The following is a 20,590-nucleotide window of genomic DNA, read 5'->3' on the forward strand; positions in this document are numbered from 1 at the left end:
TTACTCATTTTGTTCAGTTTTCATAAAAAAAAGCCCCCTTTTAATGGGAGCTTTTCAAATCAACTTTTGTAAATTTAAAGGCAACTTATTTCATATAAGCGCCTTCTGATTGGCTGTGGTCTGTCTGGTCCACAACACGTTGTAACTCTGGGATATGCTGTTTTAGCGTAACTTCAACACCTTGTTTAAGTGTCACATCAATCGCTGAACACCCTTGACAGCCACCACCAAATTTCAAGACCGCTGTTAAACCATGCTCAGCATCTTCAACCACTTCAACCAATGCACAGTTTCCACCATGCCCTGCTAAACCAGGGTTAATTTCTGACTGTAATACATAGGTTATACGTTCTTCAATGGATGCATCTGGACCTACACGTGGCACTTTCGAGTTAGGTGCACGGAAAGTCAACTGACCACCAAAGCGATCTTTGTTGTAATCAATCACTGCATCCAATAAGTATGGGATTGATGGTGTATCAATATATGCAGCAAATTTTGGATATTCTTGTTTATAGTCGGTTGGAACGACTTCATCTGGTGCACTATATGCCATGCAGCATTCAGCACGTGGTGTACCCGGATGTTCTACGAAAACACGTACCGCGATACCAGGAGTATTTTGCTTCTCTAAAAGTTCAAACAAATACTCTTGCGCAGTTGGTGTAATTAATAAATTTGGAATTTCTTCAGCAACTGCAGTGCTGGTGTTCTCAGTCGACATAACAATTTTTCCTCAAGCTGAAGACTCTATTTTAACTGAAGATCGGGGATAATATTTAAAATTCAACTAAATTTGTCAGAATTATTATATTAATAACAATTAAATTTAAAAAAATGGCATGATGAATAGAATTAAAGCAATTTATTCAATCTTATCTATATGCTTGATTTACCTTTTAATCATACTGTCACCATCGTTTTAATTACGGTTGCCATTTCACTGGTTGCATTTTCCAATCAAAATATTATGAATCGTTTGATTTTTTGGCCTCCAGCCATGCAGAAAGGTCAATACGATCGATTTATCACGCATGGTTTTATACATGCAGATGGAACACATCTACTGTTCAATATGATCACACTCTTTTTCTTTGGAAGTGTAATTGAGAGTTTTTATCGACAATACTTATATGAACTCGGATTTGTTCTGTTCTATTTAGGCGGTTTAATCGCGGCAATTATTCCAAGCTATTTAAAACATAAAAATGATCACCGCTGGGCAAGTCTAGGCGCTTCTGGAGCAGTATCAGCAGTCTTGTTTGCTTATATTTTATTTCAGCCATGGAAACTGATATTTGTCTTCTTTATTCCAGTTCCAGCCATTATTTTTGCCGTGCTTTATGTTGCTTATAGTATTTGGTCAGGTAAACGTGGAAACAGTAACATCAACCACAGCGCACATTTATGGGGTGCAGCCTACGGTGTCGTGGTAACGATATTGATTGAACCTCAAATTATCCCACACTTCTTCAGCAAGTTGCTTCAACTACCTTTCTAATCCTTTGATCATTGCGGAGGGTTAAAACACTCCGCACAAATACCTTTAAATTCAAAGTTGATGCTGGTAAATAAATCAAAAACACAAATTCAACAATGATAATGATTATCATTTATATATTCATGTTAATCTTTTATCAAACCTCGAGGTATTGATATGACTTACAATAAACTTCCATTGGCACTCATTCTTTCATTCAGCGCCTTTGTTTCATATGCTCAACCTGTTCAATTCACTTATCAAGATCAAACTATTCAACTTCAAAATACACCACAGAAGCTGGCTGTTTACGAATTATCCGCGTTGGATACACTGAATGCTTTAGGTATTCAAGCATCAATCGTACCTGAAACTACTTTTGTTGGTGCTTTGAAAAAATTTAATGACAAACAATATGTAAAAGCTGGATCTTTATTTGAACCCAACCAAACCTTATTAAAAGAACAAAAGCCAGATCTCATCATTGTCGGCGGGCGTTCTGCTGCAAAATTAAATGAGGTCAAAAAAATTGCACCTGCAATCAACCTCTGGCCTGATACTCAAAACTTCAATCAAGACCTGAAAAATCGCACACTTTTTTTAGCAAAAATGTTTAATAAGGAACAACTCGCACAATCTAAATTAGATCATGTCTATGCCCTTCAAGCACAACTTAAACAACTCACTAAAGGCAAATCCGGCCTGATGCTTTTTGCCATGGGTGATAATTTTATACCGCATGCAAAGAATGAAAGATTTGGATTTGCCTATGATATTTCTGGCTTAAAGTCAGTGGTGCCGACTGCAGCACCTCAAGCCTCAAGTACTCGACCTGCTCCAAACTCACCAGAAGCTCTTGCTGCCGCGCAACGCAATTTAGAGCGTCTAGTACAAGCAATAAAACAAAATCCTGATTTCATCATTGTGTTAGACCGTGGTGCTGTAAACACGCAAAACTATGCTGCGAAACAACATATTCAATCACATCCATTACTCAAGAATAGTCAAGCAGTCAAAGAGAATCGTGTCATCTTTGTTGATGCCGATGCCTGGTATTTAACGGGCGCTGGCTTAGATAACACTGCATTTATGTTAGAAGAATTGATCAATGGTATAAAAAATACTAAATAATTGATTTTATTTATAAAGGAAGTCTTCGGCTTCCTTTTTTTAGAAATATCTCGTAATAATTCAATCAATATCTGGTAATTAATGCCACCTAGATCATTAATTTTGTCAGGATAATGTAGGCATCCGCGAATTTATTCATTTTTTTTTGAGATTTTTTGCATGTCTAATCAACCTGATGGTTTACAATTTTCCTCTAACACGTCCTCTAAACCCAGCAGTTCAAAATCAGGCCAACGCATCGTCAGTGCTGCATTACAACAGATTCAGCCAGAATACGCTGATGCAGTTATCAATGAAAAGAATTGGCGAAAATCCTATCCGATTCATTTTAAACGGTTGGTAGAATGTGGGCTCTCATCACCTGAAGCTGCGCTGCGCATCGCTCAAGATGGACTTCAACAAGCTTATGAAGAGTTTAGTTTTCAACGTGATCAACATACACATGCATTGAATGAAGTGATGAATCTTAAATCAACAGATTTAAATACCTACACACTTCAAGGAAACTCTACTGCTGAGCCGCAATGGTTTGTACCTTATCAGGGTAAAAATTTAGAAGGTCAAGCCCTACTCGACCAAATTCAACTCTGGTTAGACCGAGGTATTATAGAAGCATCACATGCTCAGGCACTACAAGCGTGTGTGCAGCATCCAGAGTGGTTTGACCTTTCGGATCGAACAATGGTGCTGTTTGGTGCAGCTTCTGAAGCAGGACCTTTACCTTGGCTGGCGAAATGGAAAGCCAATATCGTGGCGCTTGATTTAAATCATGAGCGAGTATGGACAAAGATTTTGAATACTGTTCTGCAAGGCAATGCGACCTTATACGCTCCAAGTGTCGAATCAATAGATTCATCTGCATCTATACGTGAAGCTGCAGAGCGTTTAGGCGTTAACTTATTAACAGATACCCCTGAGATTGCACATTGGCTCACCCAGTTTGATCAAGACTTAGATCTTGCCGCGATTGCGTATTTAGATGGCGAAAAGCATGTTCGTGTTTCTATGGCGATGGACGCCATTATGCAACATGTCAGCCAACAAAAATCCAATACCAGTTTAATGTATATGTGTACGCCCACTGACGTCTACGCTGTACCACAGGAAGTTATTCAAGGTGGATTAGATAAGTTTAAATCACGCTCTAAACTTGAAAATATTCTGTCCAAGAGTATTTCGACTGTCTCTCGTGACTATTTTTTCAAACAAAACGAAGAACGCTTATTCCCATGTCATGATAAACAGTATGGGATCTGCGACTGTCTTGTGGTTGAACAAGGTCCAAATTATGCGTTGGCGAAAAGGATTCAACAATGGCGCGCTACGTTAGCACGGTCACAAGGTCAACGTGTCAGCATCAATATTGCTCCATCGACCACTACACATTCGGTAACCAAAAACCCATTATTAAAAGCTGCTTTCAATGGTGCCAATTTGTTTGATGTTGAAGCATTTGAACCCGCGACGACCAATGCGATTATGGCTGCGTTGTGGATTCATGATTTGAGAAACCCACAGTCGGTTGCCAATCCTGACATCGCCCTCAATCATCCATTAGACTTAATCATGCATGGTGCTAATCATGGTGGATTATGGCGTGTAGCATATCTCGCACGCACCGCCCTACCATTTGCCGCATTATATGGTTTTGCTGAGGAAAAACTCCCCTTGAAAAAACTTTGGTCTAAATTCCAAAAATAAGTGTCATAAACAATTGATCATAAAAAAAGCGCTGATTGTTCAGCGCTTTTTTAGTCTTTAAGTATTGAATTCAATCAGGTGAACTGAAGGAACAACCAGAATAAACCACCTGACAAACAGATTGTTGCTGGCAGTGTGAAAATCCACGCTGATAAGATTGTGCGAACCATTTGGAAGTTTAAGCCCGACTTATTCGCAACCATCGTACCTGCTACAGCAGAGTTTAAAACGTGTGTTGTTGACACTGGCATACCAAAGCCATCAGCAGCAGCAATCGTTGACATTGCAACTAACTCTGCAGACATCCCCTGACCATAAGTCATGTGTTGTTTACCAATACGCTCACCAACGGTAACAACAATACGTTTCCAGCCTACCATCGTCCCTAGACCTAATGCCAATGCAGTCGCAACTTTCACCCATGTTGGAATGTATTGAAGGAATGAATCTAAGTTATCACGGTAGTTGTCCACTGTTTTTTCTTGCGCTTCAGTCATGGCAGGTAAAGCTTCTGCTTTATCTAAACGCTTGAATGCAGTCGTGCTGAGGTACATATCATTACGGAATTCAGCCACTTGATCTTCAGGAACATCTTTAATGGATGTGTAGCTTCCTACTTTTTCACCTAAATGATCCGTCAAGCTTGCCAAAGCTGGCACAACTTCAGGTGTGATTTCTTTGGTTTGGATATATGACGTGATAATTTGACGTGCTTTTTCATCTGGAATATCTTGGTGATTTGGATAAATCAAATCAGCAGTTTGAGCAGATAACTGACCAAACGTTTGGATATGTTGTTGATCTAGACTCTTGTTTAAAGAGTAAGCCAATGGCACGATCCCGATCAGAATCAACATAATCAGACCCATACCTTTTTGACCATCATTTGAGCCGTGTGCAAAACTTACACCGGTACACGTGAAAATCAAAATGGCACGAATAAGTGGCGGCGGCGGTTTATTCCCTTCTGGTGGTTGGAATAATTCCACTTGTTTCTTAAAGATTTTTTTAACCAATAAGAACAATACAGCCGCAAATGCAAAACCGATTAATGGTGAGAATAAAAGTGCTTTACCCACTTTCATCACCTGTTCCATGTCTACACCTGACGCACCATTACCTGCGTTTAAGATGTAGTTCATGATGCCCACACCTAAAATTGAACCGATCAGTGTATGCGAGCTAGAAGCAGGGATACCGAGGAACCAAGTTCCTAAGTTCCATACGATTGCGGCAATCAACATGGCAAAGACCATGGCAAAACCAGCACCTGAACCGACGTTCATAATCAATTCAACAGGCAATAGCGCGATAATACCGTAGGCAACTGCACCACTTGCGACCATTACGCCAAGGAAGTTACAGAAGCCCGCCCACATTACAGCGACAGGTGCAGATAAAGCGTTGGTATAAATAACTGTTGCCACAGCATTGGCCGTGTCATGGAAACCGTTAACGAACTCGAAACCCAATGCGATAAACAATGCCGTGGCCAACATGATCACAGCATAAAGATTTAAAGCAGGCACATGAGATAAATCAGCAGCCAACTGAAAACCAATGTAAATCAAGGTTGAAACAATCAGTGTAAGGAACACTGGCATAAAGAATTTCGGCGTTGGCACGTGAACATTCGTCGACTGCATAGGCGTTGACGATTGTGCTGAATCTGAAACTGGAGTTTGATTAGAATTCATGCAAGCAGAGAAAGAGGATAAATATCCCCTCTATTGTTCAATTTAATTATTACAATTATATGACAAAGAGCTGTCATATAAGTCATCCAAACGACACTTATTTAAGAAAATTAAACTTTAAAAACAACCAATATTCAAAATTTAACAATAATAATCAGATAGTTAATACAAAACCCTCGCCTTTAATCTTTATTTCAATCGGTAATTAAATAGATGAAATAAAGATGACATCACTGTCACATTTGTTACAACGGCAGTTATTATTACATTAGATTATGACAACATGATGAAATATAGACAGTTTCAGTTTTGATAGGTTGATCATCGTAGTCGATGGATGAAATTCACCCTTAATTTTTTGGGAATAGGTTCATAAATTTTTATTTATCAGAAAAGTGGACGTAACTCTGCTAAAATATTGCACCATTATTTGTGCAGATTTTTGTGAGAGTCATTTGATGTCTACCCTCGCCACCTTAAAAGCGCTTCTTGCCAAACGTATCCTGATTATTGATGGTGCAATGGGTACCATGATCCAACGCCACAAATTGGAAGAAGCTGATTACCGTGGTGAACGTTTTGAGGATTGGGCCTACGACCTTAAGGGTAATAACGACTTATTGGTTCTAACTCAGCCACAGATTATTCAAGGCATTCATGAAGCTTATCTTGAAGCTGGTGCAGATATTATTGAAACCAACTCGTTCAATGGAACCCGTGTTTCAATGTCTGACTACCATATGGAAGATTTGGTACCTGAGATTAACCGTGAAGCAGCTCGAATTGCCAAAGAAGCATGTAAAAAATACTCAACACCTGAAAAACCACGTTTTGTCGCGGGCGTATTAGGACCAACGTCACGTACCACTTCAATTTCACCAAATGTAAATGATCCGGCATTCCGTAACATCACCTTTGATGAGTTAAAAGTTAACTATATAGAAGCGACTAAGGCATTGATTGAAGGTGGTGCAGACATCATCTTGATTGAAACGGTCTTCGATACCCTAAATGCCAAAGCTGCGATCTTTGCAGTGAAAGAAGTGTTTAAAGAAATTGGTTACGAACTGCCAATTATGATTTCGGGCACCATTACCGATGCATCTGGCCGTACACTCACAGGTCAAACCGCAGAAGCATTCTGGAACTCAATGCGCCATGCAGAGCCTTTATCGATTGGCTTTAACTGTGCACTGGGTGCAGATGCGATGCGTCCACACGTCAAAACCGTGTCTGACGTTGCGGATACTTTTGTTTCAGCGCATCCAAACGCAGGCTTACCAAATGCCTTCGGTGGTTATGATGAAACTCCTGAAGAAACTGCAGCATTTATTAAAGAATTTGCTGAAAGTGGCTTAATTAACATTACGGGTGGTTGTTGTGGTACGACGCCGGATCATATTCGTGCGATTGCGCAAGCAGTTGAAGGTATTGCGCCGCGTCAAATCCCTGAAATTGAACCTGCATGTCGTTTAAGTGGTTTAGAACCATTTAACATTACTAAAGATTCTTTGTTTGTGAACGTGGGTGAACGTACCAACGTGACAGGTTCTAAAAAATTCCTTCGTTTAATTAAAGAAGGTAACTTCACCGAAGCTTTAGATGTGGCACGTCAACAAGTTGAAGCCGGTGCGCAAATCATCGACATCAACATGGATGAAGGGATGCTGGATTCGCAAGAAGCGATGGTGCATTTCCTGAATCTGATCGCGTCTGAGCCTGATATTTCACGTGTGCCAATCATGCTTGACTCTTCTAAATGGGAGATCATTGAAGCAGGTTTGAAATGCGTCCAAGGTAAAGCAGTTGTCAACTCAATCTCCTTAAAAGAAGGTTATGACGAGTTTGTCGAACGTGCTCGCCTCTGCCGTCAGTACGGTGCGGCAGTCATTGTCATGGCGTTTGATGAAAATGGTCAGGCGGATACTGCTGAACGTAAAAAAGAAATCTGTAAACGTTCTTATGATGTCTTAGTCAATGAAGTGGGCTTCCCTTCTGAAGATATTATTTTTGACCCGAACGTGTTTGCGGTCGCAACAGGTATTGAAGAACACAACAACTACGGTGTGGACTTCATTGAAGCAACCGGTTGGATTAAACAAAACCTTCCAAATGCGATGGTGTCAGGCGGGATCTCAAACGTATCGTTCTCATTCCGTGGTAATGAGCCTGTTCGTGAAGCGATCCATGCGGTGTTCTTGTATCACGGCATTCAACAAGGCTTAACCATGGGGATCGTCAACGCAGGTCAGCTTGCAATTTATGATGATATCGATGCTGAGCTAAAAGAAGCTGTTGAAGATGTGGTACTGAACCGTAACCAAGGCGCAAGCGGTCAAGAAGCGACTGAAAAATTGCTCGCTGTTGCGGAAAAATATCGTGGTCAAGCGGGTGCGCAAAAGGCTGAAGAAAACCTTGAATGGCGCAATGAACCTGTAGAAAAACGTCTTGAATACGCGTTAGTTAAAGGTATTACGACTTATATCGATGAAGATACTGAAGAAGCACGTTTAAAATCAGCTCGTCCACTTGATGTGATCGAAGGTCCACTCATGGCAGGGATGAACGTGGTGGGTGACCTGTTCGGTGCCGGCAAAATGTTCTTACCACAAGTGGTGAAATCTGCACGTGTGATGAAACAAGCCGTGGCTTGGTTGAACCCATTTATTGAAGCAGAAAAAACCCAAGGCGAAGCCAAAGGTAAAATCTTGCTTGCTACTGTTAAAGGCGACGTACACGACATCGGTAAAAACATCGTGGGTGTGGTACTTGGCTGTAACGGTTATGACATCGTTGACCTTGGCGTGATGGTACCGTGTGAGAAAATCTTACAAACAGCGATTGATGAAAAAGTTGACATCATCGGTTTATCAGGTTTGATTACACCGTCATTGGATGAAATGGTTTTTGTTGCCAAAGAAATGCAACGTAAAGGCTTTAACATTCCACTCATGATTGGTGGTGCGACAACATCGAAAGCGCATACTGCCGTGAAAATTGCGCCGCAATATCACAATGATGGCGTGTACTACACTGCTGATGCCTCTCGTGCAGTCGGTGTTGCAACGCAACTTTTATCTGCTGATATGAAGCCTCAATTGGCAGCGGACTATGCAGCGGATTATGAAAAAATCCGTACACGTCTAGCGAATAAGCAACCGAAAGCCGCAAAACTGTCTTATGCTGAATCAGTTGAAAATGGCTTCAAAATTGACTTTGAAAAGCATGCACCTGTAAAACCAAACTTTATTGGTTCTGAAACATTCACCAACTATCCTTTAGAAACTTTGGTGGAATACTTCGACTGGACACCATTCTTTATTTCTTGGAGTTTGGCGGGTAAATACCCGAAAATCCTTGAAGATGAAGTTGTGGGTGAAGCTGCACGTGATTTGTTTGAACAAGCACAAGCGATGCTCAAAGACATCATCGAAAATAAACGTTTCGATGCGCGCGCTACTTTCAGTCTTTACCCTGCCAACCGTGTTGCAGCAGACACTGTTGCGGTAACTGATGAAAATGGCAATGTGACGCATACCTTTGAGCATATTCGTCAGCAGTCTGACAAAGTGACAGGCAAAGCGAATTTCTCACTGGCTGACTTTGTAGCGCCGAAAGACGTGGCGCAAGATTATTTGGGTGGTTTCACTGTATCGATCTTTGGTGCGGAAGAACTTTCGCAAGAATACAAAGCCAAAGGTGATGACTATAACGCGATTATGGTTCAAGCCTTGGGTGACCGTTTTGCAGAAGCATTTGCTGAACACTTGCACCAACGTATTCGTAAAGAGTTCTGGGGCTACCAAGCCGATGAACAGCTTTCGAATGAAGAGTTGATCAAAGAGAAGTATGTGGGTATTCGTCCTGCACCGGGCTACCCTGCTTGTCCTGAACATTCTGAAAAAGCGCCATTGTTTGACTGGTTAGGTACGACTGATAAGATCGGAACTTACTTAACCAGTAGCTTTGCAATGTGGCCGCCTTCATCAGTCAGCGGTTTCTACTACGCCAACCCTGAGACTGAATACTTTAACGTGGGTAAAATCTCTGGCGATCAGTTGGAAGATTATGCGAAGCGTAAAGGTTGGACGTTAGATGAGGCGAAACGTTGGTTAGCACCGAATTTGGATGATTCTATCGTTTAATCCCCCCTCGATCCCCCTTTTCCAAAGGGGGAAGATTCCATTCTCATATCTAATTAAAAATCCCCCTCAAGTGAGGGGGATTTTTTATATGGGAGGTAAAACTGTTACGACAATTATTAAATGATCATCGTGATCACCATGCTTATGCCAAGTTTTATTAGAAACAAGTTTTGCTTGTATATGCAAAGTTTCTCTTATGTGTTTTTCTTCCAGAGAAATTTCTAACTTTTTAGAATTGTGAATATGATCATAACCATTAGCGGATTCAATAGCCCAATTAATTGAATATTCCTCTGCATCATAAGTTGAATCTATTTCCAATTCAAATGTTAAAAAATCATTTACGTTATGAAAATATTCAGGTTTTTTTAAATTTAATATTAAACTAGATCCGACGCTTGGTATATGACTTCTCTCATAAACGTGCCCTAATGAATCATTTACTCTAATAATTTGCGGAACGTTAAACATCTTTTCTTTACCTAACTGTCTATAATTAAATTTTATGCTCTCCAAAATATCATTTGTATAGCAAATTATTTGCTCAGCCTGTCTAAGGGAAATAGGGTTTGCATGTGCTAAATTATTACGAGGTTCATAAATTTTATTTAAATAATATCTCAAGACCTCATTACCTGATGGGAAATTATGAATAAAAAAATTCTCGAAATAAGATTTGTAAATTACTGGATTACAGATGATTGTTATTAAATCATCCATTAAAGTTGCATCGACATAACGACTATATCTATTAGGTTCTGCAACCATGCGTTCTTGCGCTTTATCTCTAATACTTTTTTTAATTAACCTATTATTTTTATCATCCATATAGTTAAAATAATCATGATTAACCTTCAGAAGCTCCTCATCAATTAACCTTCTCATCCAAAACTCTAACGTTTCAATACGTTCTTTGCATATCTGTCTGATTTCGGCTTCGCTTAACCCTTTAAATATCATTACTTAGCCCTAATATTTTCTCTTATTTCTAATATCTTCATAATTATAATTTCACTATTAGAGCGATAATTCTTAAAGCTCTATAAGTTTTTAAAATTAAAAAAATCATATATATCTAAAATATAAAATTTTACTCCTTTAATCAATAAAATTGCAAACAAACCTCCAACATATCATCAATCCTCCCTATCACCTGCCCATTGTCAAATCTTGAAACTTTCAACCCCAACTGAGCCAAAGCTTCATCCCTAATCCGATCTGCTTCCAATCCTTCTTTTGTGAAGTGCTGGCTGCCATCACACTCAATCACCAAATTGGCAGCAGGATAGTAAAAATCCACAATGTAATTTAATAAAGGTTTCTGCCGATAAAATTGCAAACCCAATATTTGCTTATTATTAAGCAATTAAAACTTCAAAAAAATTTTTCATATAAATTTCCAAATCGGTCTAAATGCTCATAAATAGTTTCTCGGCTTGAGGCACACCTCCATTGTCTTAAATATTGTTTATGATAATGATACTCATGAACCTCCGTACCAAAATCAAAAGATCCATAAACATATTTCACCCTCAAAAGAAACTTTTCACCACTGAATACCAGAATAATGATCTCATTGTTTTGACCTATTTCGATCACTAAGTTGAAATCAACATGAAATCTTTTTCCATTAAATTCCCTAATAATAATTTCTTTGTTTCGAGCTATCTCAATCGTTAAATTCAAATCGATATATTGCTGAGCTAAAACATCAAATAGTTCTTTACTAAAATGATCCTCAGAAGGCATAATTTTTTCTCTAAATCATTATCTGTATCTATAAAATATGAGTGTAGGCTGTAAAAAATTTATAGTTCAAATATCTTTCATTTACATACTTCAAATACCATTACATCTTATAATACGAAATTAATATTCTCCCAAATTAATATATCCTGGTGTTTCAATGAAAAAACTCATCAACCACCCTGAAAACTTGGTTGTCGACATGTGCAAAGGCTTTGTCTTGGCACACCCAGAACTTGCATTCACTGAATCACACAAAATCATTTCAAGAAAAGAAAAACACAACAATGTTGCCCTGATCAGTGGTGGTGGTAGCGGCCACGAACCTGCACATGCAGGCTTTGTCGGTCAAGGCATGTTAGACGCTGCGGTATGTGGCGATGTCTTTGCATCACCTTCACAAATTCAGGTTTATAAAGCATTACAACACGTCGCAACCGACAAAGGCGTGTTGATGATCATCAAAAACTATTCTGGTGATATGATGAATTTCCAGAACGGTGCAGCTTTAGCAACTGAAGATGGCATCAAGGTTGACTACGTCAAAGTGGCAGATGATATTGCAGTCAAAGATAGTTTATATACCGTCGGACGTCGTGGTGTCGCAGGCACAATCTTTGTTCATAAGATTGCAGGGGCTGCCGCATCAAAAGGCTTAGAGCTGAGTGAAGTTAAAGCGGTGGCACAGAAAGCGGCTGACAATGTCATCAGTTTAGGTTTTGCTTATAGCTCATGTACTGTTCCCGCCAAAGGTACACCAACTTTTACCCTTGCCGATGATGAAATGGAATACGGCGTCGGTATTCATGGTGAACCAGGCATCCGTCGTGAGAAAATCTTGCCAGCAAAAGAACTGGCACAACGTATGGTCGATGACCTGTTTTTAGATCGTCCAGACATGAAAGAAGTTGCAGTATTGATCAATGGCTTTGGTTCTACCCCAATGCAAGAACTGTATCTGTTTAACCATGATGTATGCGCACACCTTGCACATAAGGGCATCAAAATTTACCGTACCTTTGTCGGCAACTACATGACCAGTATCGACATGAATGGCGCATCCATTTCATTACTTGAATTAGATGATGAACTCCAAACATACTTAGATGCAGAAGCTAACACCCCTGCCTTTAAACTTGATGGTTCACCTGCTTTAGCCATTGAGTTTGCGATAAAAGATACGGCTACCCAACATCAAGGCAATAGCGAAGTTGAAACTGCAGCAGAACATGCTGAAATTCAAAATGAGCAATTCACCATTGAAAACATGCGCTATGTGGTCGATGTCATGGCTGCCTGTATTATTAAAAATGAAGTGCCATTTTGTGAGTTAGACGCACACGCAGGCGATGGTGACTTCGGCATGAGTGTGGCTAAAGGCTTTAAACAACTCAAGAAAGAATGGCAAAGCTTGATCCAAGCACAGCAGATGGATGAATTCTTGCTCAATAGCTCCATGATCATTATGGAATATTGTGGCGGTGCATCAGGTCCAATCTGGGGTTCAGCATTCCGTGCCGCAAGTAAAGCCATTCAAGGTAAAACCACGTTAAGCGTGGCGGATTTTGCCGATATGCTGCAGGCCGCAGTAAAAGGTATTCAAACCACAGGCGAACGTTCATTTGGACGTGGCGCGGTAGTGGGAGATAAAACTCTCATTGATGCGCTCGTGCCATGCGCAGATTCATGGTCTGCCAACACAGACAAAAGCTTTAAGGAAAACTTTATCTTAGGTGCTCAAGCTGCTGTTCAAGGCGCAGAATCGACCAAAGAGATTGTTGCACGAATGGGTCGTGCAGGTACTGTCGGGGATCGTAGCTTAGGCTATCCTGATGCAGGTGCATATGGTTTAGGCGTGATTTTTACCGATATTGCCGATCATCTAAAATAACATCTAAACATGACATAAATGATTGATTAGTTATGTAAAAAAGCCCTGATGATTCAGGGCTTTTTTTGCTTTTTATTTTTTAAAACTTGATAATAATGCGCTGGTAATCGCCTGATTATGTGATGCCACACGAGACTTCTTCGCTTTCGCTGACTGGTCAGCTACACGTTGAATTTTGACTGCTTTTAATTTACCTTGATTTTCAACAACCTGAAATTTGACTCGGTCATTGCGTTTTGGCTCACCTTCATCTGCAGGAAAGTCAGAAATGTGGAAAAAAATATCCTCACCTGAACCACCAATAAAACCAAAACCTTTATCGGCATGATAAATTTTAATTTTGCCTTGCTGGACTTCAGACTTCATAACATTCCCAAAAAACGGTATACAATTTTCAATATTATACACGCATCTTAAAGTGCATCATCTTTGCTGATCACTTTAAATAATCATGCAAATGCTGTTGGACAATGACGCGTTTGTGTCCTTTACTTTGTTGTTCCGATAACAATGATTCCGCATCTAAGACCACCACTCTGTGACCATCATCCTGTAGACGTTTCACACCTTCAAATAACATTCGAGCACCGACATCATGGATTAAAGTCAGATGTGTAAGATCAAGCACTACTTTATTTTTACCTACAGGCTCATTCTGTAACTCACGCAAGAACATTTCAGTCTCTGTAAATTGTAAGACACCACGTAGCTCATATACCACCATGCCATCATCATACTCACGGCGACTTTGGATAATGGTTTGTGCTGAAGGGGTTCCCTCCATCAAATGTAATCCCATATCACTTGATAGACGTTCAAAGATTTCCACACCTCGAACACTGTTGCCATGGCTGTCTAATTTAGGCGAAAAAACCGCAATCCCGACCTGACCTGGTAAGACACCAATAATCCCCCCTGCCACCCCACTTTTGGCAGGAATACCAACCGTGGTCAACCAATCTCCAGCTGCATCGTACATACCGCACGTCATCATAACGCTAAGTACCTGACGACATACCTGACGATCTAAAATACATTTTCCCGTAACAGGGTCTTTTCCGCCATTCGCCAAAACACTGCCCATTCGTGCTAAATCTTTCACGGTGACTTTAATCGCACACTGTTGAATATAACCATGAACAATATGTTCTGGGTCTTCTTCTAGCACGCCAACGGTACGCAACATATATCCAATCGAAAGATTACGAAATGCTGCTTTCAGCTCAGATTGATAGACTTGCTCATCAAAGGTTAACTTACGCCCACACAGTTCACTCAAGAAACGTCGTAAATGTTCTGCACGAGAAACAGTCTTTTTATGAGGTAATAAAGAATGTGTCGTAATCGCACCCGAGTTAATCATTGGGTTCTTAGGAATCGATCGTTCTTTTTCTAATGAGATTTGATTAAATGCTTCCCCCGAAGGTTCAACACCAACTTTTTCTAATACCTGAGCCAAACCATGTTCTTGAATCGCTAACGCATAAGCAAATGGTTTAGACATTGATTGAATCGTGAACTCAACTTCATCATCCCCTGAGGAATAAATCGTACCATCAATGGTTGAAAGTGCTAAAGCGATACGATTTGGATTGGCAGCTGCCAGTTCTGGAATATAGTCAGCCAATGCTCCTTCGGTATTCGCATGACATTGGTCCAATACATGGGCAAGATAATCAGGTACAGGTGTCTTCATTTTTATTCTCTTGGTGATCAATGGAGACCCAAAATAAGATCTCAAATGTTAAATTCAGCTGTCGATATCGTGTCACATTTGACTTGATTACGACCATTCTGCTTTGCAAGATATAGTGCTTTATCCGCTGCACTATAAATCCTTTGCTTTACTTCGTCTGTGTGTAGATGTGGTAAATTTTGTGACATCGCCACACCAAAGCTTGCGGTCACTTGAATAAAAGTCGCTGGGCTAATCTCAATTTTTTCACTTTCGATCGTTCGACGGCAGCGTTCTGCGATGATTAATGCTTCGTCGATATCACCATCTGTCAGTACTAGAACAAACTCTTCACCACCGAGTCGTCCCACTATATCCTCTTCTCGTGTTTGCTGTTTTAAAATGAGAGCAATACGTTTGAGTACAAGATCACCAACATCATGACCATAATTGTCATTAATCTGCTTGAAGAAATCGAGATCTAAGATGATGAAAGCAAAGCTGCGATTTTGTTGAATTAACTTACTAGTAAACTGATTGATGTAACGACGGTTATAGAGGTTGGTTAACGCATCTTTCTGACTTAGTATTTCAATCTTACGCTCACGTCGTCTCCACTGCGACAAGATCAACTCAAAAAAAACTGCTGAGCACAACAGTATGGGTAAATATAGTACCGCCATACTTTTCAGCCAAAAAGGATTGGCATACAAATTAGATTGATTCAGTGCATCACTAAATAATGGTGCATAAGTCAGTTGACCATTGGCCGTCAGTACTGCCAACCACAAGATAATACAAGCAATAATAAAAGAGACGCTATAGATGATGTGCTGTTCATATAACACAAAACCAATTAATACAATATTGACCGTTCCCGCCATCACCGCAGGACTATAAATCCCAACCGTGTATCCTGAAAAAATGACAATCAATCCATAAAATAAGGGGATTAAATAGCCCAAGATTCGGCGAGCAGTAGCATTTTTACGAAGCATTAAAGCGATTATCAGAAAACACATGGTCAAAATCACTTGTAAACATGTGGTCCATGTCCGATGTGGATAATATTCTGGATCTAACCAAATTTGATATTCTGAATGGAAAGTTAGGTAGTACCACAACCAATGACCGATGAGCATCAACAGCCCAAATATAAGTAACAGAATCCCTTTATTAAAGTTGGACCAGTTAATAATAGAACGATCAGATTCTAACAAGACATATTTGATAGCTTGCAATAAACTGCGCTGTTGTTGTACTTCATTCTCTCGAGTCATCATCTAATTGTATTATCGAATATTCATATTTATTTTTATTAAAATTTGGATGTATTCAGCGATCATGTCAATGCGCTTTAAGCATTAAAAAGACTGCTTTATCGTTCAGATCAATTTATGGTATGGATTTGATGATCACTGACCAAAACAAAAGCATTGCTATAAAAAAAACCTAAGCGTATGTTTCTCTATAGTTAGTAGTACCAAAACCGAAATTTAATCATTCAACTAAGCTGGCTGATATAACTGTACCTGATTTCGTCCGCTTTCTTTGGCAATATATAAAGCGTGATCTGCACAATGCGTAATGACGTCTTGATCAGATAACTCATGGGATAGTGCAATACCAAAGCTTGCCGTCACATTTAACGAGGTTCCATCATCCAGCACAATCGGCTGCTGTGCAATTGCGTTACGGCAACGTTCTGCGATATCAACCGCTTGATCACGACTGAGATTGTCCAGAATTAATATAAATTCTTCACCGCCATAACGTCCAACCGTATCACCAATACGAACATGATATTCCAAACGCGTCGCCACCTGTTTCAGGACTTCATCTCCTGCTGCATGACCATATTGATCATTAATTTGTTTGAAATGATCCAAATCCAATAAGATCACAGCATAATCAGCACGATCCTGCTGAAAATGTGATAACACTTCATTGATCTGACGACGGTTATAAACGTTCGTCAGCGCATCAAATTTACTGCTGGTTTCGAATTGTTTTTCACGACTGCGCCATTGGGTGAGTAAAATCTCAAAGAATAAAACACTCATAAGTAAAATGGGCACGTAGAGCTGTACCATGCTCATGACCCAAAAATCATTTTGGTAAACGATACTTTTATTCAACTCATCACTAAACATAGGTGCATAACGAATTCGATCGATATGCGTCAAGTAACACGTTAATAACGTGTATATCGTAATTGGAATTGCAATCCCATAAATAATTTTACGGCTATAAAATACCAACCCGACCAATACAATACTAATGAACCCTGCCATTGTTGCAGGACTATAAATTCCAATCGAATACCCTGAATAAATCATGGTCATTCCAAAGAAACTAGGGGCAAAGTAAGCAATGAAGGTTTGAAACTTAGCGATATGCTGAAACTTGAAACAACTCCAAAACAGGACAAGATAAATCACGGAGGTCACCAACAATTGGGTAACACGTAATTCAAAATAGTCAGGATTTAACCACTGTGCTTTTTCAGGGGTATAAAAAGCCACAATTAACCAGCGAGCGACCTCAAGTTGGCTTAGAATTCCAAAAAAGAGGATAAGCCGTCCCTTTTTAAAATCACTCCAATTGATCAGCATATTTTGAGGATCAAGGATGTACGTATTGGCCATACGATACAATCGCTTAATCATATGTTGAATCTTCCTGATTAACTTCATTCTGTCCTTTTATCTTTTATATTGTCTTTTTAAGCAGCGTGAACTCGCTCTACAAACAAGATCCCATCAAGATGGTCAATTTCGTGTTGAATAATTCGTGCAGGGAATCCTGAAAAAGTCTTAGTAATTTCCTGTCCTTGCATATTACGATAACGGACACGGATTGATGAAGCTCGAGCTACTTCCGCACGTCGATTCTCTACACTTAAACATCCCTCTTCTCCTGAAACAACATGATCAGAACGCTCCAATATTTCAGGATTAATCATGTAAATAGGCTCCATCTCAGGCGCATCGGGATACCGTATATTGGGTTTTGAAGCGACGATAATAATCCTTTTAGAGACATAAACTTGTGGTGCAGCAATTCCGACACCATTGCGCTGTTGCATCGTAAAATTCATTGCTTCAACCAGATGCGTTAACCAGCTACTACTAAACTCAAGTTCACTTACCGGCGATGCAACCAATTCAAGGATCACTTCACCTTTTTGAGCAACGGGTAGTATCGTCATAATACGTTCATCTCAATTATGATAAGAATTTGATCTTCATAATTTTTTAAATTTTAAATCAAATATTTGATTAATAGTCAACCAATCTTAAAGCATTTCAAGATGAAGTAAAACTGATTTAAATGACGAATTTGTGACCTGATAATTTTACGGCTCAAGTTTCACTTTTTTGTATGACATCAGCATCCTGAAGTTCGTAGTAGTGTCTAACCTGATTACGACCACGTTTTTTTGCTAGATATAATGCTTGATCTGCATGACGAATCACCGCTTCTTTATTTAAATTAAATTCAGAAATGGCTATACCAAAGCTTGCTGTCACTCTGATCGTCGTACGTTCATCGATATAAAAGAGCTCATTTTCAATTTCTTTGCGACACCGCTCTGCGACCTCCATCGCAGCTCTGAGGTTTTTATTCTGCAACAGCATCACAAACTCTTCACCACCAAATCGCCCGACAATATCTGTATCACGTATATTTTGACGTAGTACATTGGCAACACGCTTTAAGACGTTGTCTCCGATATCATGACCATAGTTATCATTAATACTCTTAAAATGATCAAGATCTAACAGAATGAGAGCAAATTTTCGTTCTTGTAATTGAATTTCATTGAGTTCTAAACCTATTTTTCGACGGTTATAAATCCCCGTCAGCGGGTCCATTTGACTCATTAAATTAATTTGTTTTTCTCGATTTCTCCATTGCGTCAACAAAATCTCAAACAATACAAAAGTCGCAAAAAAAATAGGCACGTAAAAATAAAGTTGTGAATAAACCCAGAATTCATTAAATACCATGACTGAATAATTGAGCTGATCACTAAAGACCGGTGCGTAGGTCATATAACCCAATGCACTACTGACAATTGCAATGAGCATATATACAATGACTGGTAAAAAAAGCAGATATACAATCTTGCGTTCAAATAAAACCAGACCAACTGTTAAAATACTGATAAATCCCGCAACTGTAGCAGGACTACTGATACCAACCGAATAGCCACCATAAATAAAGCTTACGGAAAATACCAAAATAATAAAGTAAGGTAAATATTGTCTCACCCACTCTTTATGACGCCATATGACACAAGGAATAATCAGTAAGAACTGTAATACACAGCACAGCAACATCCGTGATAGGTGAAAATAATAATAATCAGGATTGAGCCAATGATGTAATGCAGGATGATGAAATGAAAATAAATACCATGCAATCCAGGTGATATGTGCAAGTCCGCCCAATACCATGACCAGAATACATTTATTTAAGTTACTCCAATTCATCAACACACTTTGATTCATAAATGAATGAAGTGTATAGGGGCGAAAAATTCGATTGAATAGTCTTAACATAATGAACTAACTCAATTGAAACAGCTCATCAAAATAAACTATATTTTCATTTAACTCTGTAATCATTAAATCTATTTCACCCCTACAAAATATAGTGAATAAAATCACATATTTTTTATTATAATTGCACTTATTATCACAATCTAACCTTAAGATTAGGATTTATCAAGGTTTTTTTACCATTTATTCTATTTTTTTTTAAAGCTTTTTTTGCTTAAATCCAGCTAACGATACGCTCAAGCATTTTAATTTGACTCAGCTAAAAATTGCTAAGCACACTCCTAACTCTTAGAGATCGAGTTCTCGATAAATTACTTTAATTTCTTGTGCAATGTGAATACTGACTTGATGATGCAAATATTGAATCAAAATATCAAATTGCTCTGCACCATCGTCTAATCCAGTACAAAAATATTCAGTATGAGGAGGAAGCGTTTTTAACCACTGACTTTGATAAAAATCGGCAACGGATTCAAAATTAAGATAACGATGAGGATGCTGTTGTAATGATTTTACAAATTGCAGAAATCGAGCTTCCCAAAAGTGGATAATCATA

General features: G+C 39.2%; 16 protein-coding genes and 1 pseudogene. 5 read left to right on the top strand and 12 right to left on the bottom strand.

From position 1 onward, the window contains the following. Positions 1-85: 85 nt before the first annotated feature. On the bottom strand, positions 86-724 hold the full coding sequence (gene nfuA / locus FTV32_RS04030; RefSeq protein ID WP_035269609.1) for a Fe-S biogenesis protein NfuA: 639 nt from the start codon (positions 722-724) through the stop codon (positions 86-88). A 159-nt stretch (positions 725-883) separates the two neighbouring features. On the opposite strand from nfuA, the gene FTV32_RS04035 reads away from it, so the two are divergent. The 3 genes from FTV32_RS04035 to FTV32_RS04045 all read left to right on the top strand — a co-directional run bounded on the left by FTV32_RS04035 (position 884) and on the right by FTV32_RS04045 (position 4,312). Further along, positions 884-1,501: a rhomboid family intramembrane serine protease gene (locus FTV32_RS04035; RefSeq protein ID WP_179997692.1), complete on the top strand. Its 618-nt coding sequence runs from the start codon at positions 884-886 to the stop codon at positions 1,499-1,501. A 156-nt stretch (positions 1,502-1,657) separates the two neighbouring features. Then, positions 1,658-2,611 carry an ABC transporter substrate-binding protein gene (locus FTV32_RS04040; RefSeq protein WP_180027988.1) on the top strand — a complete coding sequence of 318 codons (954 nt, stop codon included), beginning with the start codon at positions 1,658-1,660 and terminating at the stop codon, positions 2,609-2,611. A gap of 159 nt (positions 2,612-2,770) precedes the next feature. Further along, positions 2,771-4,312, top strand: coding sequence for a hypothetical protein (locus tag FTV32_RS04045; RefSeq protein ID WP_180027989.1), 1,542 nt, complete (start codon positions 2,771-2,773; stop codon positions 4,310-4,312). Between the two features lie 74 nt (positions 4,313-4,386). Here FTV32_RS04045 and FTV32_RS04050 read toward each other — a convergent pair whose 3' ends face one another. Further along, positions 4,387-6,009, bottom strand: coding sequence for an inorganic phosphate transporter (locus FTV32_RS04050; protein ID WP_180027990.1), 1,623 nt, complete (start codon positions 6,007-6,009; stop codon positions 4,387-4,389). Positions 6,010-6,467: 458 nt separating this feature from the next. On the opposite strand from FTV32_RS04050, the gene metH reads away from it, so the two are divergent. Continuing rightward, positions 6,468-10,154: a methionine synthase gene (gene metH, locus FTV32_RS04055; RefSeq protein WP_180027991.1), complete on the top strand. Its 3,687-nt coding sequence runs from the start codon at positions 6,468-6,470 to the stop codon at positions 10,152-10,154. An 84-nt stretch (positions 10,155-10,238) separates the two neighbouring features. On the opposite strand, the gene FTV32_RS04060 is transcribed toward metH, so the two are convergent. The 3 genes and pseudogenes from FTV32_RS04060 to FTV32_RS04070 form a co-directional block, all read right to left on the bottom strand. Next, positions 10,239-11,114 carry a hypothetical protein gene (locus FTV32_RS04060; RefSeq protein WP_180027992.1) on the bottom strand — a complete coding sequence of 292 codons (876 nt, stop codon included), beginning with the start codon at positions 11,112-11,114 and terminating at the stop codon, positions 10,239-10,241. Positions 11,115-11,256: 142 nt separating this feature from the next. Continuing rightward, a pseudogene (locus tag FTV32_RS04065) lies at positions 11,257-11,517 on the bottom strand (endonuclease domain-containing protein); the annotation flags it as partial. Positions 11,518-11,528: 11 nt separating this feature from the next. Beyond that, complete coding sequence (locus tag FTV32_RS04070) at positions 11,529-11,903, bottom strand: hypothetical protein (protein WP_180027994.1); 375 nt, start codon at positions 11,901-11,903, stop codon at positions 11,529-11,531. Positions 11,904-12,060: 157 nt separating this feature from the next. Between FTV32_RS04070 and dhaK the strand changes: the two genes are divergently transcribed. After that, a complete protein-coding gene (gene dhaK / locus FTV32_RS04075) occupies positions 12,061-13,791 on the top strand; it encodes a dihydroxyacetone kinase subunit DhaK (RefSeq protein WP_180027995.1) in 1,731 nt (576 codons plus the stop codon). 72 nt (positions 13,792-13,863) lie between these two features. On the opposite strand, the gene FTV32_RS04080 is transcribed toward dhaK, so the two are convergent. From FTV32_RS04080 to FTV32_RS04110, 7 genes are all read right to left on the bottom strand, one after another. Continuing rightward, positions 13,864-14,157 (bottom strand): cold shock domain-containing protein, encoded by a 294-nt coding sequence (locus tag FTV32_RS04080; protein WP_180027996.1) that lies wholly within the window; start codon positions 14,155-14,157, stop codon positions 13,864-13,866. A gap of 70 nt (positions 14,158-14,227) precedes the next feature. Next, the gene (locus tag FTV32_RS04085) at positions 14,228-15,487 is read right to left on the bottom strand and encodes a glutaminase (RefSeq protein WP_180027997.1); all 1,260 of its coding nucleotides are present in this window, start codon (positions 15,485-15,487) and stop codon (positions 14,228-14,230) included. A 41-nt stretch (positions 15,488-15,528) separates the two neighbouring features. After that, positions 15,529-16,749: a GGDEF domain-containing protein gene (locus tag FTV32_RS04090; RefSeq protein ID WP_180027998.1), complete on the bottom strand. Its 1,221-nt coding sequence runs from the start codon at positions 16,747-16,749 to the stop codon at positions 15,529-15,531. 225 nt (positions 16,750-16,974) lie between these two features. Beyond that, positions 16,975-18,135 carry a GGDEF domain-containing protein gene (locus FTV32_RS04095; RefSeq protein ID WP_171076794.1) on the bottom strand — a complete coding sequence of 387 codons (1,161 nt, stop codon included), beginning with the start codon at positions 18,133-18,135 and terminating at the stop codon, positions 16,975-16,977. Between the two features lie 56 nt (positions 18,136-18,191). Further along, a complete protein-coding gene (gene def / locus FTV32_RS04100; protein ID WP_180028039.1) occupies positions 18,192-18,680 on the bottom strand; it encodes a peptide deformylase in 489 nt (162 codons plus the stop codon). Between the two features lie 151 nt (positions 18,681-18,831). Further along, positions 18,832-19,965, bottom strand: coding sequence for a GGDEF domain-containing protein (locus FTV32_RS04105; protein WP_035269141.1), 1,134 nt, complete (start codon positions 19,963-19,965; stop codon positions 18,832-18,834). A gap of 357 nt (positions 19,966-20,322) precedes the next feature. Beyond that, positions 20,323-20,589, bottom strand: a complete 267-nt coding sequence (locus FTV32_RS04110; RefSeq protein WP_092766902.1) for a hypothetical protein — start codon at positions 20,587-20,589, stop codon at positions 20,323-20,325. Between the last annotated feature and the right edge of the window lies 1 nt (position 20,590).

The sequence above is a fragment of the Acinetobacter sp. YH16032 genome, from assembly GCF_013417345.1.
In the GTDB taxonomy this organism is placed as follows: domain Bacteria; phylum Pseudomonadota; class Gammaproteobacteria; order Pseudomonadales; family Moraxellaceae; genus Acinetobacter.